Origin of the sequence: Streptomyces sp. NBC_00872, assembly GCF_045161915.1 — a bacterium.
GTDB lineage: Bacteria > Actinomycetota > Actinomycetes > Streptomycetales > Streptomycetaceae > Streptomyces.
Genome location: NZ_CP108806.1, coordinates 2,685,396 through 2,704,459, shown reverse-complemented (window position 1 = coordinate 2,704,459; position 19,064 = coordinate 2,685,396). Strand labels below are relative to the sequence as shown.

Annotated in this window: 16 protein-coding genes and 1 pseudogene; 13 read left to right on the top strand and 4 right to left on the bottom strand. The window is 71.2% G+C overall.

The genetic code is table 11. From position 1 onward, the window contains the following. Positions 1 to 237 precede the first annotated feature (237 nt). From gatC to OG214_RS11445, 6 genes are all read left to right on the top strand, one after another. Positions 238 to 534, top strand: coding sequence for an Asp-tRNA(Asn)/Glu-tRNA(Gln) amidotransferase subunit GatC (gatC, locus tag OG214_RS11470; RefSeq protein WP_066945642.1), 297 nt, complete (start codon positions 238 to 240; stop codon positions 532 to 534). Positions 535 to 548: 14 nt separating this feature from the next. Then, complete coding sequence (gene gatA / locus OG214_RS11465) at positions 549 to 2,051, top strand: Asp-tRNA(Asn)/Glu-tRNA(Gln) amidotransferase subunit GatA (protein ID WP_382852430.1); 1,503 nt, start codon at positions 549 to 551, stop codon at positions 2,049 to 2,051. Next, positions 2,048 to 2,290 carry a hypothetical protein gene (locus OG214_RS11460; RefSeq protein ID WP_093602362.1) on the top strand — a complete coding sequence of 81 codons (243 nt, stop codon included), beginning with the start codon at positions 2,048 to 2,050 and terminating at the stop codon, positions 2,288 to 2,290. The genes gatA and OG214_RS11460 overlap by 4 nt, the downstream gene beginning before the upstream one ends. Before the next feature lie 16 nt (positions 2,291 to 2,306). Beyond that, positions 2,307 to 3,815 (top strand): Asp-tRNA(Asn)/Glu-tRNA(Gln) amidotransferase subunit GatB, encoded by a 1,509-nt coding sequence (gatB, locus tag OG214_RS11455; RefSeq protein ID WP_363081920.1) that lies wholly within the window; start codon positions 2,307 to 2,309, stop codon positions 3,813 to 3,815. 305 nt (positions 3,816 to 4,120) lie between these two features. Next, complete coding sequence (locus OG214_RS11450) at positions 4,121 to 5,377, top strand: SLC13 family permease (RefSeq protein ID WP_363086060.1); 1,257 nt, start codon at positions 4,121 to 4,123, stop codon at positions 5,375 to 5,377. 225 nt (positions 5,378 to 5,602) lie between these two features. Further along, positions 5,603 to 6,025 carry a universal stress protein gene (locus tag OG214_RS11445; RefSeq protein ID WP_363086059.1) on the top strand — a complete coding sequence of 141 codons (423 nt, stop codon included), beginning with the start codon at positions 5,603 to 5,605 and terminating at the stop codon, positions 6,023 to 6,025. A gap of 13 nt (positions 6,026 to 6,038) precedes the next feature. Here the strand turns inward: OG214_RS11445 and OG214_RS11440 are convergent, their stop codons facing one another. Next, positions 6,039 to 6,875, bottom strand: a complete 837-nt coding sequence (locus tag OG214_RS11440) for an oxidoreductase (protein ID WP_363086058.1) — start codon at positions 6,873 to 6,875, stop codon at positions 6,039 to 6,041. A 199-nt stretch (positions 6,876 to 7,074) separates the two neighbouring features. On the opposite strand from OG214_RS11440, the gene OG214_RS11435 reads away from it, so the two are divergent. From OG214_RS11435 to OG214_RS11410, 6 genes are all read left to right on the top strand, one after another. Then, on the top strand, positions 7,075 to 7,650 hold the full coding sequence (locus tag OG214_RS11435) for a TetR family transcriptional regulator (RefSeq protein ID WP_405984671.1): 576 nt from the start codon (positions 7,075 to 7,077) through the stop codon (positions 7,648 to 7,650). A 153-nt stretch (positions 7,651 to 7,803) separates the two neighbouring features. Continuing rightward, positions 7,804 to 9,996, top strand: coding sequence for a phosphocholine-specific phospholipase C (locus OG214_RS11430; protein WP_405984670.1), 2,193 nt, complete (start codon positions 7,804 to 7,806; stop codon positions 9,994 to 9,996). Positions 9,997 to 10,159: 163 nt separating this feature from the next. Then, positions 10,160 to 10,723 carry a GNAT family N-acetyltransferase gene (locus OG214_RS11425; RefSeq protein WP_405984669.1) on the top strand — a complete coding sequence of 188 codons (564 nt, stop codon included), beginning with the start codon at positions 10,160 to 10,162 and terminating at the stop codon, positions 10,721 to 10,723. 176 nt (positions 10,724 to 10,899) lie between these two features. Further along, complete coding sequence (locus OG214_RS11420) at positions 10,900 to 11,544, top strand: hypothetical protein (RefSeq protein WP_363085255.1); 645 nt, start codon at positions 10,900 to 10,902, stop codon at positions 11,542 to 11,544. A gap of 219 nt (positions 11,545 to 11,763) precedes the next feature. After that, complete coding sequence (locus OG214_RS11415; protein WP_405984668.1) at positions 11,764 to 11,943, top strand: hypothetical protein; 180 nt, start codon at positions 11,764 to 11,766, stop codon at positions 11,941 to 11,943. A gap of 109 nt (positions 11,944 to 12,052) precedes the next feature. Beyond that, complete coding sequence (locus OG214_RS11410; RefSeq protein ID WP_405987475.1) at positions 12,053 to 15,139, top strand: AAA family ATPase; 3,087 nt, start codon at positions 12,053 to 12,055, stop codon at positions 15,137 to 15,139. A gap of 16 nt (positions 15,140 to 15,155) precedes the next feature. Here OG214_RS11410 and OG214_RS11405 read toward each other — a convergent pair whose 3' ends face one another. The 3 genes and pseudogenes from OG214_RS11405 to OG214_RS11395 form a co-directional block, all read right to left on the bottom strand. Further along, the gene (locus OG214_RS11405; RefSeq protein ID WP_363084195.1) at positions 15,156 to 15,320 is read right to left on the bottom strand and encodes a DUF6191 domain-containing protein; all 165 of its coding nucleotides are present in this window, start codon (positions 15,318 to 15,320) and stop codon (positions 15,156 to 15,158) included. A gap of 39 nt (positions 15,321 to 15,359) precedes the next feature. Next, positions 15,360 to 16,520 (bottom strand): PQQ-dependent sugar dehydrogenase, encoded by a 1,161-nt coding sequence (locus tag OG214_RS11400; RefSeq protein WP_405984667.1) that lies wholly within the window; start codon positions 16,518 to 16,520, stop codon positions 15,360 to 15,362. 177 nt (positions 16,521 to 16,697) lie between these two features. Continuing rightward, a pseudogene (locus OG214_RS11395) lies at positions 16,698 to 17,694 on the bottom strand (aldo/keto reductase). A gap of 72 nt (positions 17,695 to 17,766) precedes the next feature. On the opposite strand from OG214_RS11395, the gene OG214_RS11390 reads away from it, so the two are divergent. Beyond that, a complete protein-coding gene (locus OG214_RS11390; RefSeq protein ID WP_363084192.1) occupies positions 17,767 to 18,717 on the top strand; it encodes a 2-hydroxyacid dehydrogenase in 951 nt (316 codons plus the stop codon). Positions 18,718 to 19,064: the final 347 nt, after the last annotated feature.

Sequence of the window (19,064 nt, the reverse complement as noted above, 5' to 3'; positions counted from 1 at the left end):
GGCGGCCTCGGCGGCGCCCAGCGGTCCGGCCATCGAGCGGCCCGCCTCCGCACGCCGTGACCGGTCACAGAACGCGACGGTTCGCGCACGCGGAGACGTTCTTCCCGTCAGGACGCGGCCCGGTCGCCCAGGAGCCCGTCCCCCGGCGGTGGGGGGCGATTTATCTGTTGCGTGGTGAGGTGACCGCGCCCTCTAGGATTGGGCTCAAAGAAGCCATCAACCCCTGAGGATCGCTGAATGCCTGGCATCACGCGCGAGGAGGTCGTTCACCTCGCTCGGCTGGCGCGTCTGGAGCTGTCCGGCTCCGAGCTCGACCACTTCGCCGGACAGCTCGACGACATCATCGGCGCGGTCGCCCGCGTATCCGAGGTCGCCGACCAAGACGTACCGCCGACCTCCCACCCGCTGCCGCTGACCAATGTCATGCGCGCGGACGAGGTCCGTCCGTCGCTCACCCCCGAGCAGGCGCTCTCCGGTGCCCCTGCCCAGGAGCAGCAGCGTTTCAAGGTGCCGCAGATCCTGGGGGAGGACTAACAGCCATGACGGACATGAGCAGGACCGAGAACATCATCAGGCTCACCGCCGCCGCGATCGCCGGGAAGATCGCCGCCGGTGAACTCACGGCCGTCGAGGTCACCGAGGCCCATCTCGCCCGTATCGAAGCGGTCGACGAGAAGGTCCACGCCTTTCTCCATGTGGACCGCGAGGGAGCGCTGGCCCAGGCCCGCGCCGTGGACGCCAAGCGCGTGGCCGGGGAGAAGCTCGGCCCGCTGGCCGGAGTCCCTCTCGCGCTCAAGGACATCTTCACCACCGAGGGCGTCCCGACCACCGTCGGTTCCAAGATCCTCGAAGGCTGGATCCCGCCCTACGACGCGACCGTCGTCAAGAAGCTCAAGGACGCGGACGTCGTCATCCTCGGCAAGACCAACATGGACGAGTTCGCCATGGGGTCCTCCACCGAGAACAGCGCGTACGGCCCGACCGGCAACCCCTGGGACCTGACCCGGGTCCCCGGCGGCTCCGGCGGCGGTTCGTCCGCCTCGCTCGCCTCGTACCAGACGCCCCTCGCCATCGGCACGGACACCGGCGGCTCCATCCGCCAGCCCGCCGCCGTCACCGGCACGGTCGGCGTCAAGCCCACCTACGGCGGGGTCTCCCGCTACGGCATGGTCGCCTTCTCGTCCTCCCTCGACCAGGGCGGGCCCTGTGCCCGTACGGTCCTGGACGCGGCCCTGCTGCACGAGGTGATCGCCGGCCACGACCCGATGGACTCGACCTCCATCGACGCCCCGGTCCCGTCGGTCGTCGAGGCCGCGCGCAACGGCTCGGTCGCCGGGATGCGCGTCGGTGTCGTCAAGCAGTTCCGCGGCGAGGGCTACCAGGCCGGTGTCGTCCAGCGCTTCGACGAGTCGGTGGAGCTGCTCAGGGAACTCGGCGCCGAGGTGGTCGAGCTGGACTGCCCGTCCTTCGACCTCGCGCTCGCCGCGTACTACCTGATCGCGCCGTCCGAGTGCTCCTCCAACCTCGCCCGTTTCGACGCCATGCGCTACGGCCTGCGGGTGGGCGACGACGGTACGAAGTCCGCCGAGGACGTCACGGCCCTGACCCGTGAGGCGGGCTTCGGGGACGAGGTCAAGCGCCGCGTCATGCTCGGTACGTACGCGCTCAGCTCCGGTTACTACGACGCGTACTACGGCTCGGCGCAGAAGGTCCGTACGCTCATCACCCGGGACTTCGAGAAGGCCTTCGAGCAGGTCGACGTGATCGTCTCCCCGACGACCCCGACCACCGCCTTCCCGATCGGCGAGCGCGCCGACGACCCGGTGGCGATGTATCTGGCGGACCTGTGCACCATTCCGACCAACCTGGCCGGCAACGCCGCGATGTCACTGCCCTGCGGTCTCGCGCCGGAGGACGGCCTCCCGGTCGGTCTCCAGATCATCGCCCCCGCCCTGAAGGACGACCGTCTCTACAAGGTCGGTGCCGCCGTCGAGGCCGCCTTCGTGGAAAGGTGGGGGCACCCGCTGCTGGAGGAGGCACCGTCACTATGACCAGTGCAATGAGCAAGGCCAAGGGTTTCAAGAAGTCCAAGGCCGGCACGTACCTGTCGATCGGGACCACCGCTTTCGGCGCGATCAGCGTCGTCAAGCAGGCCAGGACGGCCCGCCAGGACAATGACACGCTCCGGCTGGTCGACGCGGTCGTCTCCGCCGCCGCCATCGTCACGGGCGTCGCTCTGCTCCTGCGTGAGCTGAAGCGCCTGGGCGACGACGACGTCCTGCTGGGCTGAGAGGGAAAGTTTCACAGTGACCGTCATTGAACTCGTGTCGTACGAGGACGCCCTCGCGACGTACGACCCCGTCATGGGCCTGGAGGTCCATGTCGAGCTCGGCACGAAGACCAAGATGTTCTGCGGCTGCTCCACCGAGCTGGGCGCTGCGGCCAACTCACAGACCTGTCCGGTCTGTCTGGGCCTGCCGGGATCGCTCCCGGTCGTCAACGCGATCGGTGTCGAGTCGGCGATCAAGATCGGTCTCGCGCTCAACTGCGAGATCGCCGAGTGGTGCCGCTTCGCCCGGAAGAACTACTTCTATCCGGACATGCCGAAGAACTTCCAGACCTCCCAGTACGACGAGCCGATCGCCTTCAACGGCTATCTGGACGTCCAGTTGGAGGACGGCGAGATCTTCCGGGTGCAGATCGAGCGCGCCCACATGGAGGAGGACACCGGCAAGTCGACCCATGTCGGCGGTGCCACCGGACGGATCCATGGCGCCTCGCACTCCCTGCTCGACTACAACCGCGCCGGGATCCCGCTGATCGAGATCGTCACCAAGCCCATCGAGGGCGCCGGCGAGCGGGCCCCCGAGGTCGCCAAGGCGTATGTCGCCGAGCTGCGTGAGCTGATCAAGACGCTCGGTGTCTCCGAGGCCCGGATGGAGATGGGCCAGATGCGGTGCGATGTGAACCTCTCGCTGCGCCCGCACGGACGCGAGAAGTTCGGTACGCGCTCCGAGACGAAGAACGTGAACTCGCTGCGCAGTGTCGAGCGCGCCGCGCGCTTCGAGATCCAGCGCCATGCCGCGGTGCTGAACTCCGGCGGCACGATCATCCAGGAGACCCGGCACTTCCACGAGGAGGACGGTTCCACCACCTCGGGACGGGTGAAGGAGGAGGCCGAGGACTACCGGTACTTCCCGGAGCCCGACCTCGTACCGGTGGCGCCCTCCCGCGAGTGGGTCGAGGAGCTGCGCCGGGGACTGCCCGAGCTGCCGCGCGTGCGCCGCAACCGGCTGCGCGAGGAGTGGGGCGTCTCCGAGCACGACATGCAGTCGATCCTCAACGCGGGCGCGATCGATCTGATCGTGGCCACGATCGACACGGGTGCCCCGGCGGACCAGGCCCGTAAGTGGTGGATGGGCGAGCTGGCCCGGCACGCCAACGAGTCGGGCCGCCCGCTGGACGAGCTGCCCATCACCCCGGAGCAGGTCGCCCGGATCGGCGCGCTCGTCGCGTCCGGCGATCTCAACGACAAGCTGGCCCGCCAGGTGATCGACGGCGTGCTCGCGGGCGAGGGCGACCCGGACACCGTCGTGGAGAAGCGCGGTCTCAAGGTCGTCTCCGACGACAGCGCGCTCGGCGCGGCCGTGGACGAGGCCATCGCGGCCAACGCGGCCGTCGCGGACAAGATCCGGGCCGGCAAGGTCGCCGCCGCGGGCGCGCTGGTGGGTGCCGTCATGAAGGCCACCCGTGGCCAGGCCGACGCGGCGCGTGTGCGTGAGCTGATCCTTGAGCGGCTCGCCCCGGCGGAGTAACGGGTACGGGTAACCGGCCGGGGCCCGGAGAGACGGACGGCTTCGGGCCCGGAGAGGCGGGTCTCGCCGGGCCCTTCGCGGGGTCCGGAGAGGCGGGGCGTCGCGGGACCAGGTGAGGCCGGGCATTGCGGGCCGCCGGCTTTGGCTCGTCCGTCCGTCCGTACGCCGGGCTTCGGCTCGGCCGTACGCCGGGCTCCGGTCCGTTCGTACGCCGGGCTCCGGCCCGTCCGTACTCGTACGTCATGGGGGCGGCGCACCGGGCGGTGCGCCGCCCCTGACCGTCCCCCGGAACCCGGAGTGCCAGTCTGAACACCGTCGCCGCCGAGGCACTCTCGATCGCCCTGCTGCTCGCCGTGCTGGCGTTCGCCGTCGTACGGCCACGTGGCTGGCCCGAGGCGGTGGCCGCCGTGCCCGCCGCGCTGCTCCTCATCGGCTTCGGCGCGGTCTCGCCCCAGGAGGCGGGGGAGCAGACACGCACCCTGCTGCCCGTCGTGGTGTTTCTCGCGGCGGTGCTGGTGCTGGCTCAGCTCTGCGACGAGGAAGGGCTGTTCACCGCGGCCGGCGATCTGGTGGCGCGGTACTGCGGCGGCCGGCCGAAGCGGCTGCTGGGCGGGGTGTTCGCGGTCGCCGCCGTCATCACCGCCGTACTCAGCCTGGACGCCACGGTCGTCCTGCTCACGCCGGTGGTCTTCGCGACCGCGGCCCGCGTCGGCGCCCGTCCCCTGCCGCATGTCTACGCCTGTACGCATCTCGCGAACTCGGCGTCACTGCTGCTGCCGGTCTCCAATCTCACCAATCTGCTGGCCTTCACCGCCAGCGGGCTCTCCTTCACCCGGTTCGCCGCGCTGATGGCGCTGCCGTGGCTGGCCGCGATCGCCGTCGAGTACATCGTCTTCCGGCGCTTCTTCGCCGCCGATCTGGCCGCCGGGGCGCGCACCCCGAGGACGGACGAGCGGCGCGAGGTACCGGTGTTCACGCTGGTGGTGCTGGGATTGACGCTGGCGGGATTCGTGGTGACGTCGTTCGCCGGGATCGAACCGCTGTGGGCCGCCGTCGCCGGTGCGGCCGTGCTCGCCGCCCGCGCGCTGCGCCGTCGCCGTACGACGGTGACGGGACTGGTCCGGGCCGCGTCGCCGCTGTTCTGTCTCTTCGTCCTCGCGCTGGGTGTCGTCGTCAAGGCGGTCGTCGACAACGGGCTGGACACCGGGATCGCCCGGCTGCTGCCGGACGGCTCGTCCCTGCCCACGCTGCTGGCGATCGCCGCGATCGCCGCCGTACTGGCCAATGTGATCAACAACCTGCCCGCGATCCTGGCGCTGCTGCCGGTCGTCGCGCCCGCCGGACCGGGTCCGGTGCTGGCCGCGCTGATCGGCGTCAACCTGGGGCCCAATCTGACCTATGTCGGATCGCTGGCCACCCTGCTGTGGCGGCGCGTCCTCCATGAGCACGCCATCGAGCCGAAGTTGGGGCACTTCACCCGGCTCGGGCTGCTGACCGTGCCTGCCGCGCTCGTCGCTTCGACCGTGGCACTGTGGGGCACGCTGCAAGTGATCCGAGGCTGACCCCGCGTCGGCCGAGCCCGTGCCGATGAGCCCGTGTCGGAGGCTGACCCCGTGACCGTACCGATGCCCGATTCCCCGGAGACGGGTCCGCCGGAGACCGGTCCGCCCGGTCAGCCCGGGACGGATCCGAAGTTGACGGATTCCAGGTGGACGGATTCCAGGTGGACGGATTCCAGGTGGACGGATCCGAAGGGAGCGGATCCGAAGGGGACCGTTCTCGTCTGGATCACCGAATCCACCTGGCCCGCCTGTGTGGACGCGGCCCGTGAGCGCGCCCCGCACGACACGGTGGTGCTGCTCCATGTGAGCGACGACGAGGTCGTCGCCGCCGCGCACCATGCCTACGAGGGGCTCCTCGGCCGCGGCCACCGGCCCGACCGTGACCCCGGCGCCCGGCTGGAAGCCCTGTCGGGGACGGCCGCGGCCGATCTGCTGGAGGCCGCGGCGCACCGGCTCGGACGGCCCTGCGAACTGCTCGACCACCACGGCCGCGCGGAGCACGAGGTCGTGCGCGCGGCGGCGGACGCGGCTCTGCTGATCTGCGCGCGGGACGGCGAGCGCGGCCACCCGGGACCGCACAGCCTCGGTCGCGCCACCCGCTTCGTGGTCGACCACGCGGAGTGCCCGGTGCTGCTGGTGTGGCCGTAGGGCGGGTTTCCGGTCAGCTCGTGGAGTCGTAGTCGATCGACTCGGTCAACTCACGCCACTTCGCGTCGGATTCGGTACGGGCCCGGTCGGAGGCCGTCACATATCCATAGGCGTCGCTGCCCAGCAGCAGATGGACCGGGGGCTCGTCCAGATCCGGCAGACCCAGGATGACCTGTGCCGCCCTGGCCGGGTCGCCCGTCTGCCGGCCGTCCATGCCGCGCACCATCTCGGCCATCGCGCCGACCGTCTCCCGGTACGGCTCGCTGATCTCGGGGATCGTCATCGACGACCCGGCCCAGTCGGTGCGCAGACCGCCCGGCTCGATGACGGTGACCCGTACACCCAGCGGGGCCAGTTCGCGGGAGAGCACCTCGGAGAAGCCGGCCACCGCCCACTTGGCGCTCTGGTAGGCACCGAGGCCGGCGGTGGTCATCCGGCCGCCGCTGGACGAGATCTGGACGATATGCCCGGACCCCTGCTCACGCAGGATCGGTACGGCCGCCTTGGTGACGTAGTAGACCCCGTAGAAGTTGGTGTCGATCTGCGCGCGGAAATCGGCGTCGGTGACGTCCTCGACGGCGGCGATGTCGCCGTATCCGGCGTTGTTGACGACGACGTCCAGCCGCCCGAACGTCTCGACCGCGCCCCGGACCGCCGCGCGCGCCGCGTCCGCGTCGGTGACATCGAGCGCCACGGCGCGCACCCGCTCGCCGTACTCATGGACGAGATCGTCGAGCTGGCCGGGCTTGCGCGCCGTGGCCACGACCCGGTGGCCGGCGGCGAGAGCGGCCTCGGCGATGGCGCGGCCCAGACCGCGCGAGCTGCCGGTGATGAACCAGACCTGTGACATGGTGGAGCCCTTCAGTGAAGTAACTGACTATCCAGTTACTTCACCGTAAACCCGGACCCGCGCGCATGCAAGGAGCATTGATCGGCGGTGGCACGCTGGTCAGTCGGTTTGCGTGGAAGTAACCGTACGGTCAGTTACCGCTCACGGCACGCGGTGATCGACCGGTACCGCCGTCATGGGCGCTGATTACGATGAGGGCGTGGCCAGAGACTCCCGAACCACCAAGAGCGGTCTGCTGCGCGCCGCGACCGAAGAGTTCGCCGCGTACGGCATCGCCGGCGCGCGCGTCGACCGCGTCGCCGCGGCGGCCGGATACAACAAGAACCTGATCTATGTGCACTTCGGGAGCAAGGAACAGCTCTTCGACGCGGTGTACGAGGCCGCCGTCCAGGAGATCCTCGAAGCGGCGCCGTTCGACGCCGGGGATCTGCCCGGATACGCGGGCGCGCTCTTCGACTTCCACTACGCGCACCCTCATCTCATGCGGCTGACGCGCTGGCACAGTCTGGAGCGGCCGGGGGCCGTCCTGCCGATCGCGGCGAAGGCCAACGAGGCCAAGCTCCGGGCCCTCGCCGCGGCCCAGGGCGAGGGCAAGGTCGACGCGGGGCTGCCGCCCCGTCTCCTGCTGGCGCTGCTCGTGGCGCTCACGAGCACATGGAGCGAGGGCACCCCCGAGCCGCTCGGCGAACTGATGGACGCCACCGAGATCGCCGCCAGACGCCATGCGGTGGTGGTCTCGGTGGGCCGGCTGACCCGCCCCGGCGCGACCGGCTGATCCGCCCGGTACGCACGGCTGCCCCGCCCCGGTTCCACCTCCTGGCCGCCCCCGTAGCCGCCCCGGCGCCCCCGTGCCGGCTCCCGGGGACGTTCACCTCGTAGTCGCACCTGGGACTCTTCTCTGCCATTCGCTCTCATTACCGTCCGGCGCATGTCAGCGGAGATATCGCGGAGAAGAATGGTCACCCTCGGCACAGGAGCCCTCGGTGCGGCGGCGGTCGGATCCGTCCTGCCGCCGTCCCTGCGGACCGCCCTCGCGGCGGAGCCCCCCGCCGGCGGGATGCGGGCGATCAAGCACGTGGTCATCCTGATGCAGGAGAACCGCTCGTTCGACCACTACTTCGGCACCCTGCGCGGCGTACGCGGCTTCGGTGACCGCAACGCGGTGCGGCTTCCCTCCGGCAGGCCCGTCTTCGAGCAGCCCGGCCCGCTGACCACCGTCCTGCCGTTCCCCATCAGGGACGCGGCGGCGGCACAGCACAAGGACCTCCAGTACATCGACGCCCTCGACCACTCCTGGGACGGCGGGGCCAAGGCCTGGAACAACGGCTGGATGGACCGCTGGGTCTCCGCCAAGACCGCCGCCACCATGGCTTACTACGACCGGCGTGACATCCCGCTGCACTACGAGCTGGCGGACACGTTCACGGTCTGCGACGCGTACCACTCGTCCGTCCACACCTCGACGAGCCCCAACCGCAACCATCTGTGGAGCGGCTGGACCGGCTACGAGGCCGACGGCCGGCGGGCCGTGGGCAATGACGCGTACGAGGAGGACACCCACCCCGGCTATCCGTGGCCGACCTACGCCGAGCGCCTCGAACGGGCCGGCCGGAGCTGGCGGACGTACACGGAGTGGGAGAACTTCACCGACAACAACATCGAGTTCTTCACCACCTTCAAGGACATCGCCCGCAAGGCGCTCACCGAGGCGCGTGCGCTGCCGGGAGTGCCCGACGCGGCCGGCTTCACCTATATGGAGGCCTTCTACGCCGCCGTCCGCGACACGGAGGACACCGCCGGGCGCGCGCGGCTGCTCGCCGCGCTGGACGAGGGTGTCGCCCTGCTGACCGAGCATGAGCGGTCGCTGTTCGAGCGCGGGCTGCGCCGGGTCGAGAGCGGCACCCTGGCCGAGCGGTTCCGCGCGGACGTGGCCGCGGGGACACTGCCCGAGGTGTCGTATCTGGTGCCGTCCGCGATCGACTCGGAGCACCCCGGCTCCTCGTCGCCGATCGCCAGCGCCACCCTCGTCTACCAGGTGCTCGACGCGCTCGGTGCCCATCCCGATGTCTGGCGGCACACCGTCGTACTGATCAACTACGACGAGAACGACGGCTTCTTCGACCATGTGCCGCCGCCCGTACCGCCCGCCGAAGGGCCCACCGGCTCCGCCGAGCGCTGGGAGGGACGGCCGACCGGGCTCGGTATGCGCGTCCCGCTGCTGGTCGTCTCGCCCTGGACCGTCGGCGGCTATGTCTGCTCACAGGTCTTCGACCACACCTCGGTCATCCGCTTCCTGGAGAAGTGGACGGGGGTGGACGAGCCCAACATCACCGCGTGGCGGCGCAATGTCACCGGCGATCTGACCTCCGCCTTCGACTTCCAGCGCGGCCGGACCCAGCCCGAGGTGGAACAGCCGGGCGCGATACCGCCGTTCACCGGCCGCTGGCTGCCCGTACCGCCGGACCGGCAGCGGATGCCCGTACAGGAGCCGGGCGCGCGCCCGGCCAGACCGCTGCCGTACCAGACCGACGCGTACGGCCATCTCGACGCGGGCGGGCGGACGTTCACCGTCGCGCTCAGCAACACGGGCCGTTCGAGCGCGCACTTCGCGCTCTATCCCTACGCCGGTGAGTTCGCGATCCCGCAGCACCGCGATGTAAGGGGCACGGGGCAATGGACGGTGCCCCTTACCGGGCTGGGCGGTGACGGGTACCGCTTCACCATCACCGGGCCGAACGGTTTCCGTCGCGAGTTCGCGGGGCCGGTGACCGGATTCGGCGCCGAGGTCTCCTCCGCCGTCGACCACCATGACCGCGATCTCCAGCTCACCCTGCGCAACAGGGGGGATCTGCCGGTCACCTTCACGGTGCGGCCCCTGGGCTATGTCGACGAGGCCGATCTGAACGGCTGGACCCGCCGGATCACGGTGAAGCCGGGCCGCACCCGCAATGTCGTGCACTCGGCGGCCGACGCGCACGGCTGGTACGACATAGAGATCACCGCCGAGCCGTCCACGCACGGCGGCGCCGGTGTCACAGGTGTCACCGGTGACACCGGGACGGGCTTCCGCCGTCGTCTGATGGGACACATCGAGAACGGCCGTCCGAGCGTCTCCGGCTGAGCGTCCGCCGGTGTACGGCGCTCCCGTACCGTGCCCGCCGGTGTGCGGCGGGCACGGTACGGCGGCGCCCCCTGGCCTTCGAAGGTATTTGAGCGGCCCGGAAGCCGCGGACGTGCGAGGATCCCTGGGCTCGTAACGGTACACAGTGCACAGGAGGACCCCGATGTTCGCGATATCCCTGGGTGACGGGGCGGAGCTACGGCCGCTGGAGCCGTGGCAGGCCGAAGAGTTCCTCGCCCATATCGACCGCGCCAGGGATCTGGTCGATCAGCACATCGGGTTCGCCCGAGCCGCCGCGGATCTCGTGTCCGCCGAGGCGCTGCTCACCTCGTACGCGCAGAAGCGGGCCGCCGACAGCGGACGGCTCTACGGGATCTGGCTCGACGCCACCCTGGTCGGCGGGGTGCTCTTCCGGGTCTTCGACGCCAAGGGGGGCAACTGCGAGGTCGGCTGCTGGCTGGAGCCGGCCGGGACGGGACGCGGGCTGGTCACGCGCGCCGCGCGGGTACTGATCGACTGGGCGGTCGAGAAGCGCGGGATCCACCGGGTGGAGTGGCATGTGTCGTCGGCCAACGAGCCGAGCATCAACGTCGCGCGGCGGCTCGGTATGAACCGTGAGGGGGTGCTGCGCGAGAGCTATCTCTTCGACGGGGTACGGCAGAGCACCGAGATCTGGTCGGTCCTGGCACCCGAGTGGCGCGAACAGAAGTCCGCCGCCGCTCTCTGAGCCGCGTGCGCGACGGCCGGGCCGTCCGCGAGCCGTCGAGCCGATCGAGTGCCCGTGCTTTCCGCGCGGGTGCTGGAACGCTTTCCGCGCGGGCTGCTGGAACGGTGGAACTGCCTCGTTCGGGGACGTTCCGCCGTTCTCAGGAAGTTCTCAGACGAGGCCCCTAGCGTGCGGGTATGAACCCCACCCCCGAGACCCAGAGCCCCGAGCCGGAGACGGCAGAGGCCCCCACCACCAAGGCGCCCGAGGTGCTGTCCGACTCGGCCTCGGAGGCCGAAGGTCCTTCCCTCGTCAAGGCCGGCACCCCGGCCGGTGCCGGCGGCACCACCGACGGCGCGCCCGACGGCCCTGAAGGCGTCCACGACCTGGACGACGACGAGGATCTGGACGACGACATCGCCGACGACGGGCGCCGTCCGTCCGGACTCGGCGCCGCCGCCGCGGCCGTCGTGGCGGCCTGCCTCGGCATCGTCGCCCTGACCGGCACCTGGACCGGCCGGGTCATCTCCGAGCGCGAGGCCCTCGTCGGGCAGATCACCCTCGGTCAGACCGCCACCCCGGAGCAGCAGATCGCCGAGGGCTACGGCGACGCGTGGCACGCCACCGCCGCCGCCAACGGTGTGGTGGCCCTGGTGGCGCTGCTCATCGCCGTGATCGTGCTGGTCCTGCCCCAGCGGGCCGGCTCCGGCTGGGTACGCCCCGTGGCCGTGGCCGCGGCCGTCCTCGGTCTGCTCGGTGTGCTGGTGTCCGTCGGGATGTACTTCGATCTCTTCGCGGCCCTGCCGGCCCCGCCCGCCCCCGCACCCGCCCCCGCCGGCTGAGGCCGTCGGCCTGAGGGGCTGAGGCCGTCGGCCTGAGGACCCTTAGACGTTGGCGAGGGGCCTTAGGCCCTTAGGGCCGTACCGACCCTCCCTGGTCCTTTTCTAAGGCCCGGGGGCCCGCCAGGATGCGTAACTCTCCCGATGTGCCGGTACCCCCTGGGAGACGAAGGTGGAGACGTCCACAGGACGCCAGAACACCTTCGCACCAGGGGGAGCCCGATGTTCGAGTACGAACTCCAGAGGATCCACACGGCCGAGCTGATCCGCAGGGCCGACAACCAGCGGCTCGTACGCGCGGTCCGCGAGGCACGCCGCCAGGCCCGGAGGGCCGCCAAGGACAAGGACACGGGGGAGGAGCGGGACAAGGGACCCGGCGGCCGGTTCGCCCGCGCGGCATGACGCCGTGCGCGCCCCGCCCGCGAGCATCCCGCCCGTGCGCGTCGCGATGACGGGCGCCTCCGTCGCGGGCGCCTCGATAACGGGTGCCGCGTTGTCAGAGGCCTGTGCGATGCTCGGGCCTGTGGAGACCAGGTCCGTCAGCCCGGTGTTCGTCGGCAGGGCCGGCGAGCTGACCGCGCTCACCCAAGCCCTCGCCCGCGCCACCGCGGGCGAGCCGCAGGCGCTGCTCATCGCCGGTGAGGCCGGGGTCGGCAAGACCCGGCTCGTCGAGGAACTGCATCGGGTCGCCTGTGCGCGCAAGGCCGTCGTCGCGGTCGGCGGGTGTGTCGAGATCGGCGCGGACGGACTGCCGTTCGCACCCTTCTCCACGGCCCTGCGCTCCCTGCGCCGCCAGTTGCCCGACGAGCTGGCCGCCGCGGCCGAGGGCCAGGAGGACGAGCTGGCCAGGATCCTGCCCGAGCTGGGGCAGTCCGACCGGGGCGCGCTGGGCGAGGACGGCACGGCCAGGCTCTTCGAGCTCACCGCGCGGCTGCTGGAACGGCTGGCGGCCGACCGTACGGTCGTGCTCGTCCTGGAGGATCTGCACTGGGCGGACGCCTCCACCCGCCATCTCCTGGCCTATCTCTTCCGCGCGCTGCGCCGGGGCAGGCTCGTCGTGCTCGCCACCTATCGCGCCGATGACATCCACCGCCGCCATCCGCTCCGTCCGCTGCTGGCCGAGCTGGACCGGCTGCGGTCCGTACGGCGCATCGAGCTCTCCCGCTTCACCCGCGCCGAGGTACGGCGTCAGCTCACCGGCATCCTCGCGGCCGAACCGGATCCGGCCCTGCTGGACCAGATCTTCGAACGCTCCGACGGCAACGCCTTCTTCGTGGAGGAACTGGCCTGTTCCCTCGGGACCGGGTCCGGGTCCGGGACCGGGTCCGGGTGCGGCAGTGGGCTGAGCGACTCCCTGCGCGATCTGCTGCTCGTACGGGTCGAGGCACTGCCCGAGGACGCCCAGCGGGTCGCCAGGATCGTCGCCGAGGGCGGCACCACCGTGGAGTATCCCCTGCTGCTGGCCGTCGGCCGGCTCGCCGAGGACGATCTGATCGAGGCCCTGCGGGCCGCCGTCGGCGCCAATATCCTGCTGCCCACGGTGGACGGCGACGGGTACCGCTTCCGGCACTCCCTGGTGCGCGAGGCGGTCAGCGACGATCTGCTCCCGGGCGAGCGGTCCCGGCTCAACCGCCGTTACGCGCAGGTGCTGGAGGCCGATCCCTCGCTCGTACGGGCCGATGAGCGCACCACCCGGCTGGCCAGCCACTGGTATCACGCGCATGAGGTCGCCAAGGCCCTTCCCGCCGTCCTGAGGGCCTCTGTGGAGGCACGGCAGCGCTATGCCTACTCCGAGCAACTGAAGCTGCTGGAACGGGCCATGGAGCTGTGGGACGACGCTCCCGCGAGCGTGCGCGGCACGCTGCGGCCCCCGGACGCCGCCGACACCGAGGTCTATCCCCTCTGCGGGCGCGACCCCTCGCCGCTGACCTATCTGGATCTGATGGCGGAGGCGACGGTCGCCGCCCGGCTCGGCGGCGAGCGCGAGCGCGCCTACGCGATAGCCAAGAAGGCCATCCGGACCCTGGACGGCGAGGACGGCGAGAAGGATCCGCTGCGCGCCGCGTGGTTCTGGATCCAGCGCTCCAAGATGATGCAGGAGCTGACCCGCGGCGACGGCTGGCAGGAACTGGCCACCGCCCAGGAACTGGTACGGGGACTCCAGCCGTCCGCCGTGCACGCGGAGGTCCTCGCCAGTGTCGCCGCGTGGGGCGCCCTGCACCGGCCGGGCCCCGACAGTCTCGTCGCCGCCAACCGCGCCGTGGAGTACGCCCGGCTCGTCGGCGCGGAACAGACCGAACTGCACGCCCGCCTCACCCGTGGCTGGCTCACCGCGGACGCGGGCGGCGTCGAGGAGGGCATCGCCGAGATGTACGCGGTGCGCGACCGCGCCGGCGAACTGGGCGCGGCCGGGGTGCTCGGCCGCGCCAGCATCAATCTGCCGTCCACGCTGGAGAGCATGGGCCGCTCCGAGGAGGCGGTGGCGACGGCCGACTGGGGCATCGCCGTCACCCATCGGCGCGGTCTCGCCGACACGGAGGCCTGGGTCCGGGGCAATCAGGCCCTGTCGCTCCACTCGCTGGGCCGCTGGTCCGACGCGGACGCCGTCCTCGATGCCGCGGACGGGCTCGCCCACTCGCACAAGGCCCGCGGAGTCGTCGCCGTGTGCCGGGCGGAGCTGGCCCTGACCCGAGGCGAACTCGACGAGGCCCGGCGGCAGGTGGAGCTGACCCGGGGCTTCATGGGCACGCACGACCCCCAGCCGCAGCACTTCATCACACCGGCCCGGCTGATGGTGGCCATCGCCGCGCGCAGGGGTGCGCCGGCCGACGCCAGAGCCGAGTTCGAGCGGATAGCCGAGCGGGGCTTCCCGCCGGGCACCCAGCGGTACGCGCTGCCGCTGCTGTGCGCCGTGGCGGCGATGGAGGCCGACACCAGGGGCCTGCCCGGCACCGAAGCGGGACGTGCGGCCGTGCTCGCGGCCGTACGCTCCCACGCCAAGCGGCTGCCCACGCTCGTGCCCGTCTGGCGTGCGTACGGCCTCATGCTGGAGGCCGAGCTGGCCCGCGCGGAGGGCACCGGCACCCCGGACCACTGGGCGGGCGTCGTCGCGGCCTTCGAGGAGACCGAACGCCCCTATGAACTGGCGCTCGCCCGGCTGCGCCGCGCGTCCGCGCTGCTGGACGCCCATGCCGACCGCGCGGAAGCGGCAGACCTGCTCACCCAGGCGCACACCACGGCCCGGCGGCTCGGCGCACGGCCCCTCGCCGAGGACATCGCGCTTGTCGCGGGCCGGGCCCGTATCAGTCTCTCGGCCGGCCCCGACGGCGCTTGTGAGGGCGGGGCCCCCGCCGAGCCCGCCCAGGACGCCGCCCGGTCACTGGGTCTGACTCCTCGGGAGCAGGACGTCCTGCGTCTTGTCGCCGCCGGTCACAGCAACCGCCGGATCGCCGAGGAACTGTACATCTCGCCCAAGACCGCGAGCGTCCATGTCTCCAACATCCTGGCCAAACTGGGAGTCTCGGGCCGCACGGAGGCGGCGGCTCTCTCCCACCGCCTCCGCCTCTTCCCCGACCCGGCGGACGCGTCCGTCCACTGACGCAGGCAGTCCTCGGTCAGTCCTCGGTCCGCGCCGGGACCCTTATCGTGACCTTCCCCGAGGCGAGGTCTATGGGGCCCCGGCCCGGGTCGTTGTCATCGATGTCCACCCGGCTGACTTCCAGCCGCTTCTGCTCGTCATCGGTGTGCTTGCGGCCCGGAGCGAAGATCTCTTCGATCATATTGAACACAGACTGCTCACCGTCCTCACGGCAATACCGCTACGCGACCTCCAGCAGGAGGATCCTGTCGTCCCCCGGCTTCGGTGTGCCCCGGCCGTCCGTATTGTTGGTCACCAGCCACACCCTGCCGCCGCCCGCCGAAAGCACCGTGCGCAGGCGGCCGTACTTTCCTCCGAGGAACGCCTCGGGCGGCGCCGCCAATTCCCTTCCGGCCAGTGGAGCACGCCACAGCCGCTCACCGCGCAGCGTGGCCAGCCAGATGGAGCCCTCCGCGAAGGCGATACCGCTGGGTGACGCCTCGCTCGGCGGCCACTGCGCGACCGGACTCACCACGCCGGGCCTGTCGGACTTTCCCTCGACGTCCGGCCAGCCGTAATTCTTCCCGGGCTCGATCAGATTCAGCTCGTCCCACTTGTCCTGGCCGAACTCCGAAGCCCACAGCCGTTTCCCGGAGTCCCAGGCCAGACCCTCCACATTGCGGTGGCCATAGGAATACACGACCGAATCCGCCTCGGGATTTCCATGCACGGGCTGTCCGTCCGGGGTCATCCGGAGGATCTTGCCCGCCAGCGATTTCCGGTCCTGGGCGAGCTGCCCGTCACCCGTCTCACCCGTGCCCGCGTACAGCATCTTGTCCGGCCCGAAGGCGATCCGTCCGCCGTTGTGAATCGTGCCCTTGGGGATACCGCGCAGCACCGTGTCGGGCGCGCCCATCTGCTGCCCGACGGGCTTCCTCTCGTCGTAGAGCATCCGGGCGATGCGGTTGTCCGACTCGGTGGTGAAGTACGCGTACACAAGACGGTCCGCGCCATAGGTGGGGGAGAGGGCGATCCCGAGCAGCCCGCCCTCGCCCGAGGCGGAGACCCCCGGCACCGTCGAGACCAGGGTCTTCTTCCCGCTCTCCCCGTCGACACGGGTGATCGTCCCCTCGTCGCGGGAAGAGACCAGCAGATCGCCGTCGGGCAGAGCGGCCAGCCCCCAGGGCGAGGCCAGCCCCTCGGTCACGGTCGACACCACCTTCACCGAGCCCTTCGCGGGCGCGGCCGACGGGCTGGGCGCCCCGCCCTCCGGCGAGGCGGCGGGACCCGACGCCGACCGCCGGCCCGGACCGGGAGCGGACCCGTCGCCGCCGGAGGAGCATCCGGTGGCCACGAGAAGAGCGACAGCGGCCCACACGGCCGTCACTGCTGAACGATGCACGGTTCCGATCCCTTCAACGGCGGCGCTTCCACTGTTCATACACCGCTGCCCCCGCTCAGGTTCCCACCGACGGCGCCTGCCCGGCCGAACGTACGGATCCGGCCAATCAGCGGCCGTCCGCACACCGCGACCGACCGCCGGCGAAGGCCCCGGCGAAGACCGTCGGTCTCCGGAACCTCAGTCCCATGACCCCCGCGCCGGGGGGCAGTCCCGCGATCTCCGCCAGATCCCGCGCCGTCAGCCGCACCTCGGCCGCGCGCGCGTTCTCCACCGCCCACCGCTCCCGCTTCGTCCCCGGCAGCGGCACCACATGGCGCCCCCGGTCCAGCACCCAGGCCAGCGCCACCTGCGCGGGAGTCGCGCCATGCCGCTCCGCGATCCGCCGCAACCCGGCCACCAGCGGCTGGTTCGCGGCCATCATCTCCGCCGTGAACCGCGGATGCCGCGCCCGCAGATCGTCCGGTTCGAACCCCTGCCCAGGGGTGAGCGTGCCGGTCAGAAAGCCGTTGCCCAGCGGCATCGCCGCCAGGAACCCGATGCCGCGCGCCTCGCACCACGGCAGCAGCCGCTCCAGCGCCTCCGGCGACCACACCGAGAGCTCCGCCTCCACCGCGCTCACCGGAAAGACCTGCTGCACCCGCTCCAGCTGCCGGATCGTCGCCTCGTGCAGATGCGCGCCCGATCTGCGCCGTGACGCACGCGCCCCCACCGCGCACAGCCCCAGCGCCCGTACCTTCCCGGCGCCCACCAGCTCCGCCATCGCGCCCCAGGTCTCCTCGACCGGGATCTCGGGATCCGCGCGGTGGAGCTGATAGAGATCGATGACATCGGTCTGGAGCCGCCGCAGCGAGGCGTCGCACGCCCGCCGTACATAGCCGGGGCTGCCATTGGCGACGATGTGCTGATCGCCCACGAGCAGACCGCACTTGGTCGAGACGAAGGCCTCCGCCCGCCGCTGCCCGAGCACCCGCCCCAGCAGCAGTTCATTGGTGAACGGCCCGTACATGTCGGCCGTGTCGAGCAGGGTCGTACCGGCGTCGAGCGCCGCGTGCACCGTACGGAGCGAACGGTCGCCGCGCTGCTGCGAGCCGGTGTACGCCCAGTGCATCGGCATACAGCCGAGCCCGACCGCTCCCACTTCCAGCGCCGCCGCACCGATTGTCCTGCGCTCCAACGCCGTACCCCTCCCTGTGCCGTCCTCAAGCTAACCGCATCGGTCCCGCACGCTTCGCATAGCCTCCTGACCATGACTTCTTCAGACGTGTGGATCCCGTTTCCGGCAGGGGAGTTCGAAGGGCTTCCCCCCGGGCTCGACCTCCATTTCTGGGACGGCGGCCAAGACTTCCCCGCCGATCCGGCCGACTGCGCCTTCTACGTCGTCCCGTACATGAAGGGCATGGAGATCGCCATACGGCCGCTCGCCGCGATGACGTCGGTACGCGTCGTACAGACCCTCTCGGCGGGAATCGACCATGTGACCCCCGGGCTCGGCTCGCTGCCCGCCGGGGTCCGGCTCTGCAACGCCAAGGGCGTTCACGAGGCGAGCACGGCCGAACTCACCCTCGCCCTGATCCTCGCCTCCCTGCGCGGCGTTCCCGGCTTCGTCCGGGGCCAGGACAGGGAGGAATGGCGGTCGGGCTTCTATCCCGCGCTCGCCGACAAGTCCGTACTGATCATCGGTTACGGATCGATCGGCGCCGCCATCGAGGACCGGCTCGCGCCCTTCGAGTGCGCGCGGGTGGCGCGCGTCGCGCGCTCCGCACGCACTACGGAGCGCGGTGCGGTGCACGCGTTCACCGAACTGCCCGCGCTGCTCCCCGACGCCGATGTCGTGGTCCTCTCGACCCCGCTCACCGAGACCACGAAAGGCCTGGTGGGAGCGGAGTTCCTGGCGCGGATGAAGGACGGCGCGCTCCTGGTGAACGTCGCGCGGGGTCCCGTCGTCGACACCGAGGCGCTGCTCGCCGAGGCGAAGAGCGGAAGGATCACGGCCGCTCTCGATGTCACCGATCCGGAACCCCTCCCGGCGGGGCATCCGCTCTGGCATGCTCCCGGTGTCCTCATCAGCCCCCACGTCGGAGGATCGACCTCGGCGTTCCCGCCGCGCGCCAGACGTCTGCTGGTGGAGCAGCTCACCCGGTTCGCCACCGGGGAGGAGCCGCTCAACACCGTCCTCGTCACCGGACCGCCGTCCTAGCCACCGGAGGAATCCCGTAGCCGACGCCCGCCGGTCCCCGGCCGCCCGCCGGTCTTCAGCCACTCTCCGCATCCGCCCGGACACCTTCGTGGCTGACAACCGCCCTGGTCGTCACGGAGAGTAGAAGAACTATGTCCCTGAGTGACGAGACTGGTGTATCGTCCCGATCTGGGGGCCGCACCACGCCTGGGGCGGCACGGCGGAGCGATCAGAATCCGAGGGGGGCGACGGGCGATGCACGGCCAATGGACCAACGATCCGACGCGGCAGGGACGCCGACGGCGACCTCCGGACATCCCGGTGCGCACGCCGGCCCCGTCGGCGGTGACAGCGAAGACCTCAGGGAC

Coding starts and splice junctions, on each gene's coding strand:
- OG214_RS11410 (WP_405987475.1), top strand. CDS start 12,053: ATGCTCGGGCCTGTGGAGACCAGGTCCGTCAGCCCGGTGTTCGTCGGC.
- OG214_RS11460 (WP_093602362.1), top strand. CDS start 2,048: ATGACCAGTGCAATGAGCAAGGCCAAGGGTTTCAAGAAGTCCAAGGCC.
- gatA (WP_382852430.1), top strand. CDS start 549: ATGAGCAGGACCGAGAACATCATCAGGCTCACCGCCGCCGCGATCGCC.
- OG214_RS11405 (WP_363084195.1), bottom strand. CDS start 15,320: ATGATCGAAGAGATCTTCGCTCCGGGCCGCAAGCACACCGATGACGAG.
- gatC (WP_066945642.1), top strand. CDS start 238: ATGCCTGGCATCACGCGCGAGGAGGTCGTTCACCTCGCTCGGCTGGCG.
- OG214_RS11440 (WP_363086058.1), bottom strand. CDS start 6,875: ATGTCACAGGTCTGGTTCATCACCGGCAGCTCGCGCGGTCTGGGCCGC.
- OG214_RS11390 (WP_363084192.1), top strand. CDS start 17,767: ATGACTTCTTCAGACGTGTGGATCCCGTTTCCGGCAGGGGAGTTCGAA.
- OG214_RS11430 (WP_405984670.1), top strand. CDS start 7,804: ATGTCAGCGGAGATATCGCGGAGAAGAATGGTCACCCTCGGCACAGGA.
- OG214_RS11425 (WP_405984669.1), top strand. CDS start 10,160: ATGTTCGCGATATCCCTGGGTGACGGGGCGGAGCTACGGCCGCTGGAG.
- OG214_RS11420 (WP_363085255.1), top strand. CDS start 10,900: ATGAACCCCACCCCCGAGACCCAGAGCCCCGAGCCGGAGACGGCAGAG.
- OG214_RS11415 (WP_405984668.1), top strand. CDS start 11,764: ATGTTCGAGTACGAACTCCAGAGGATCCACACGGCCGAGCTGATCCGC.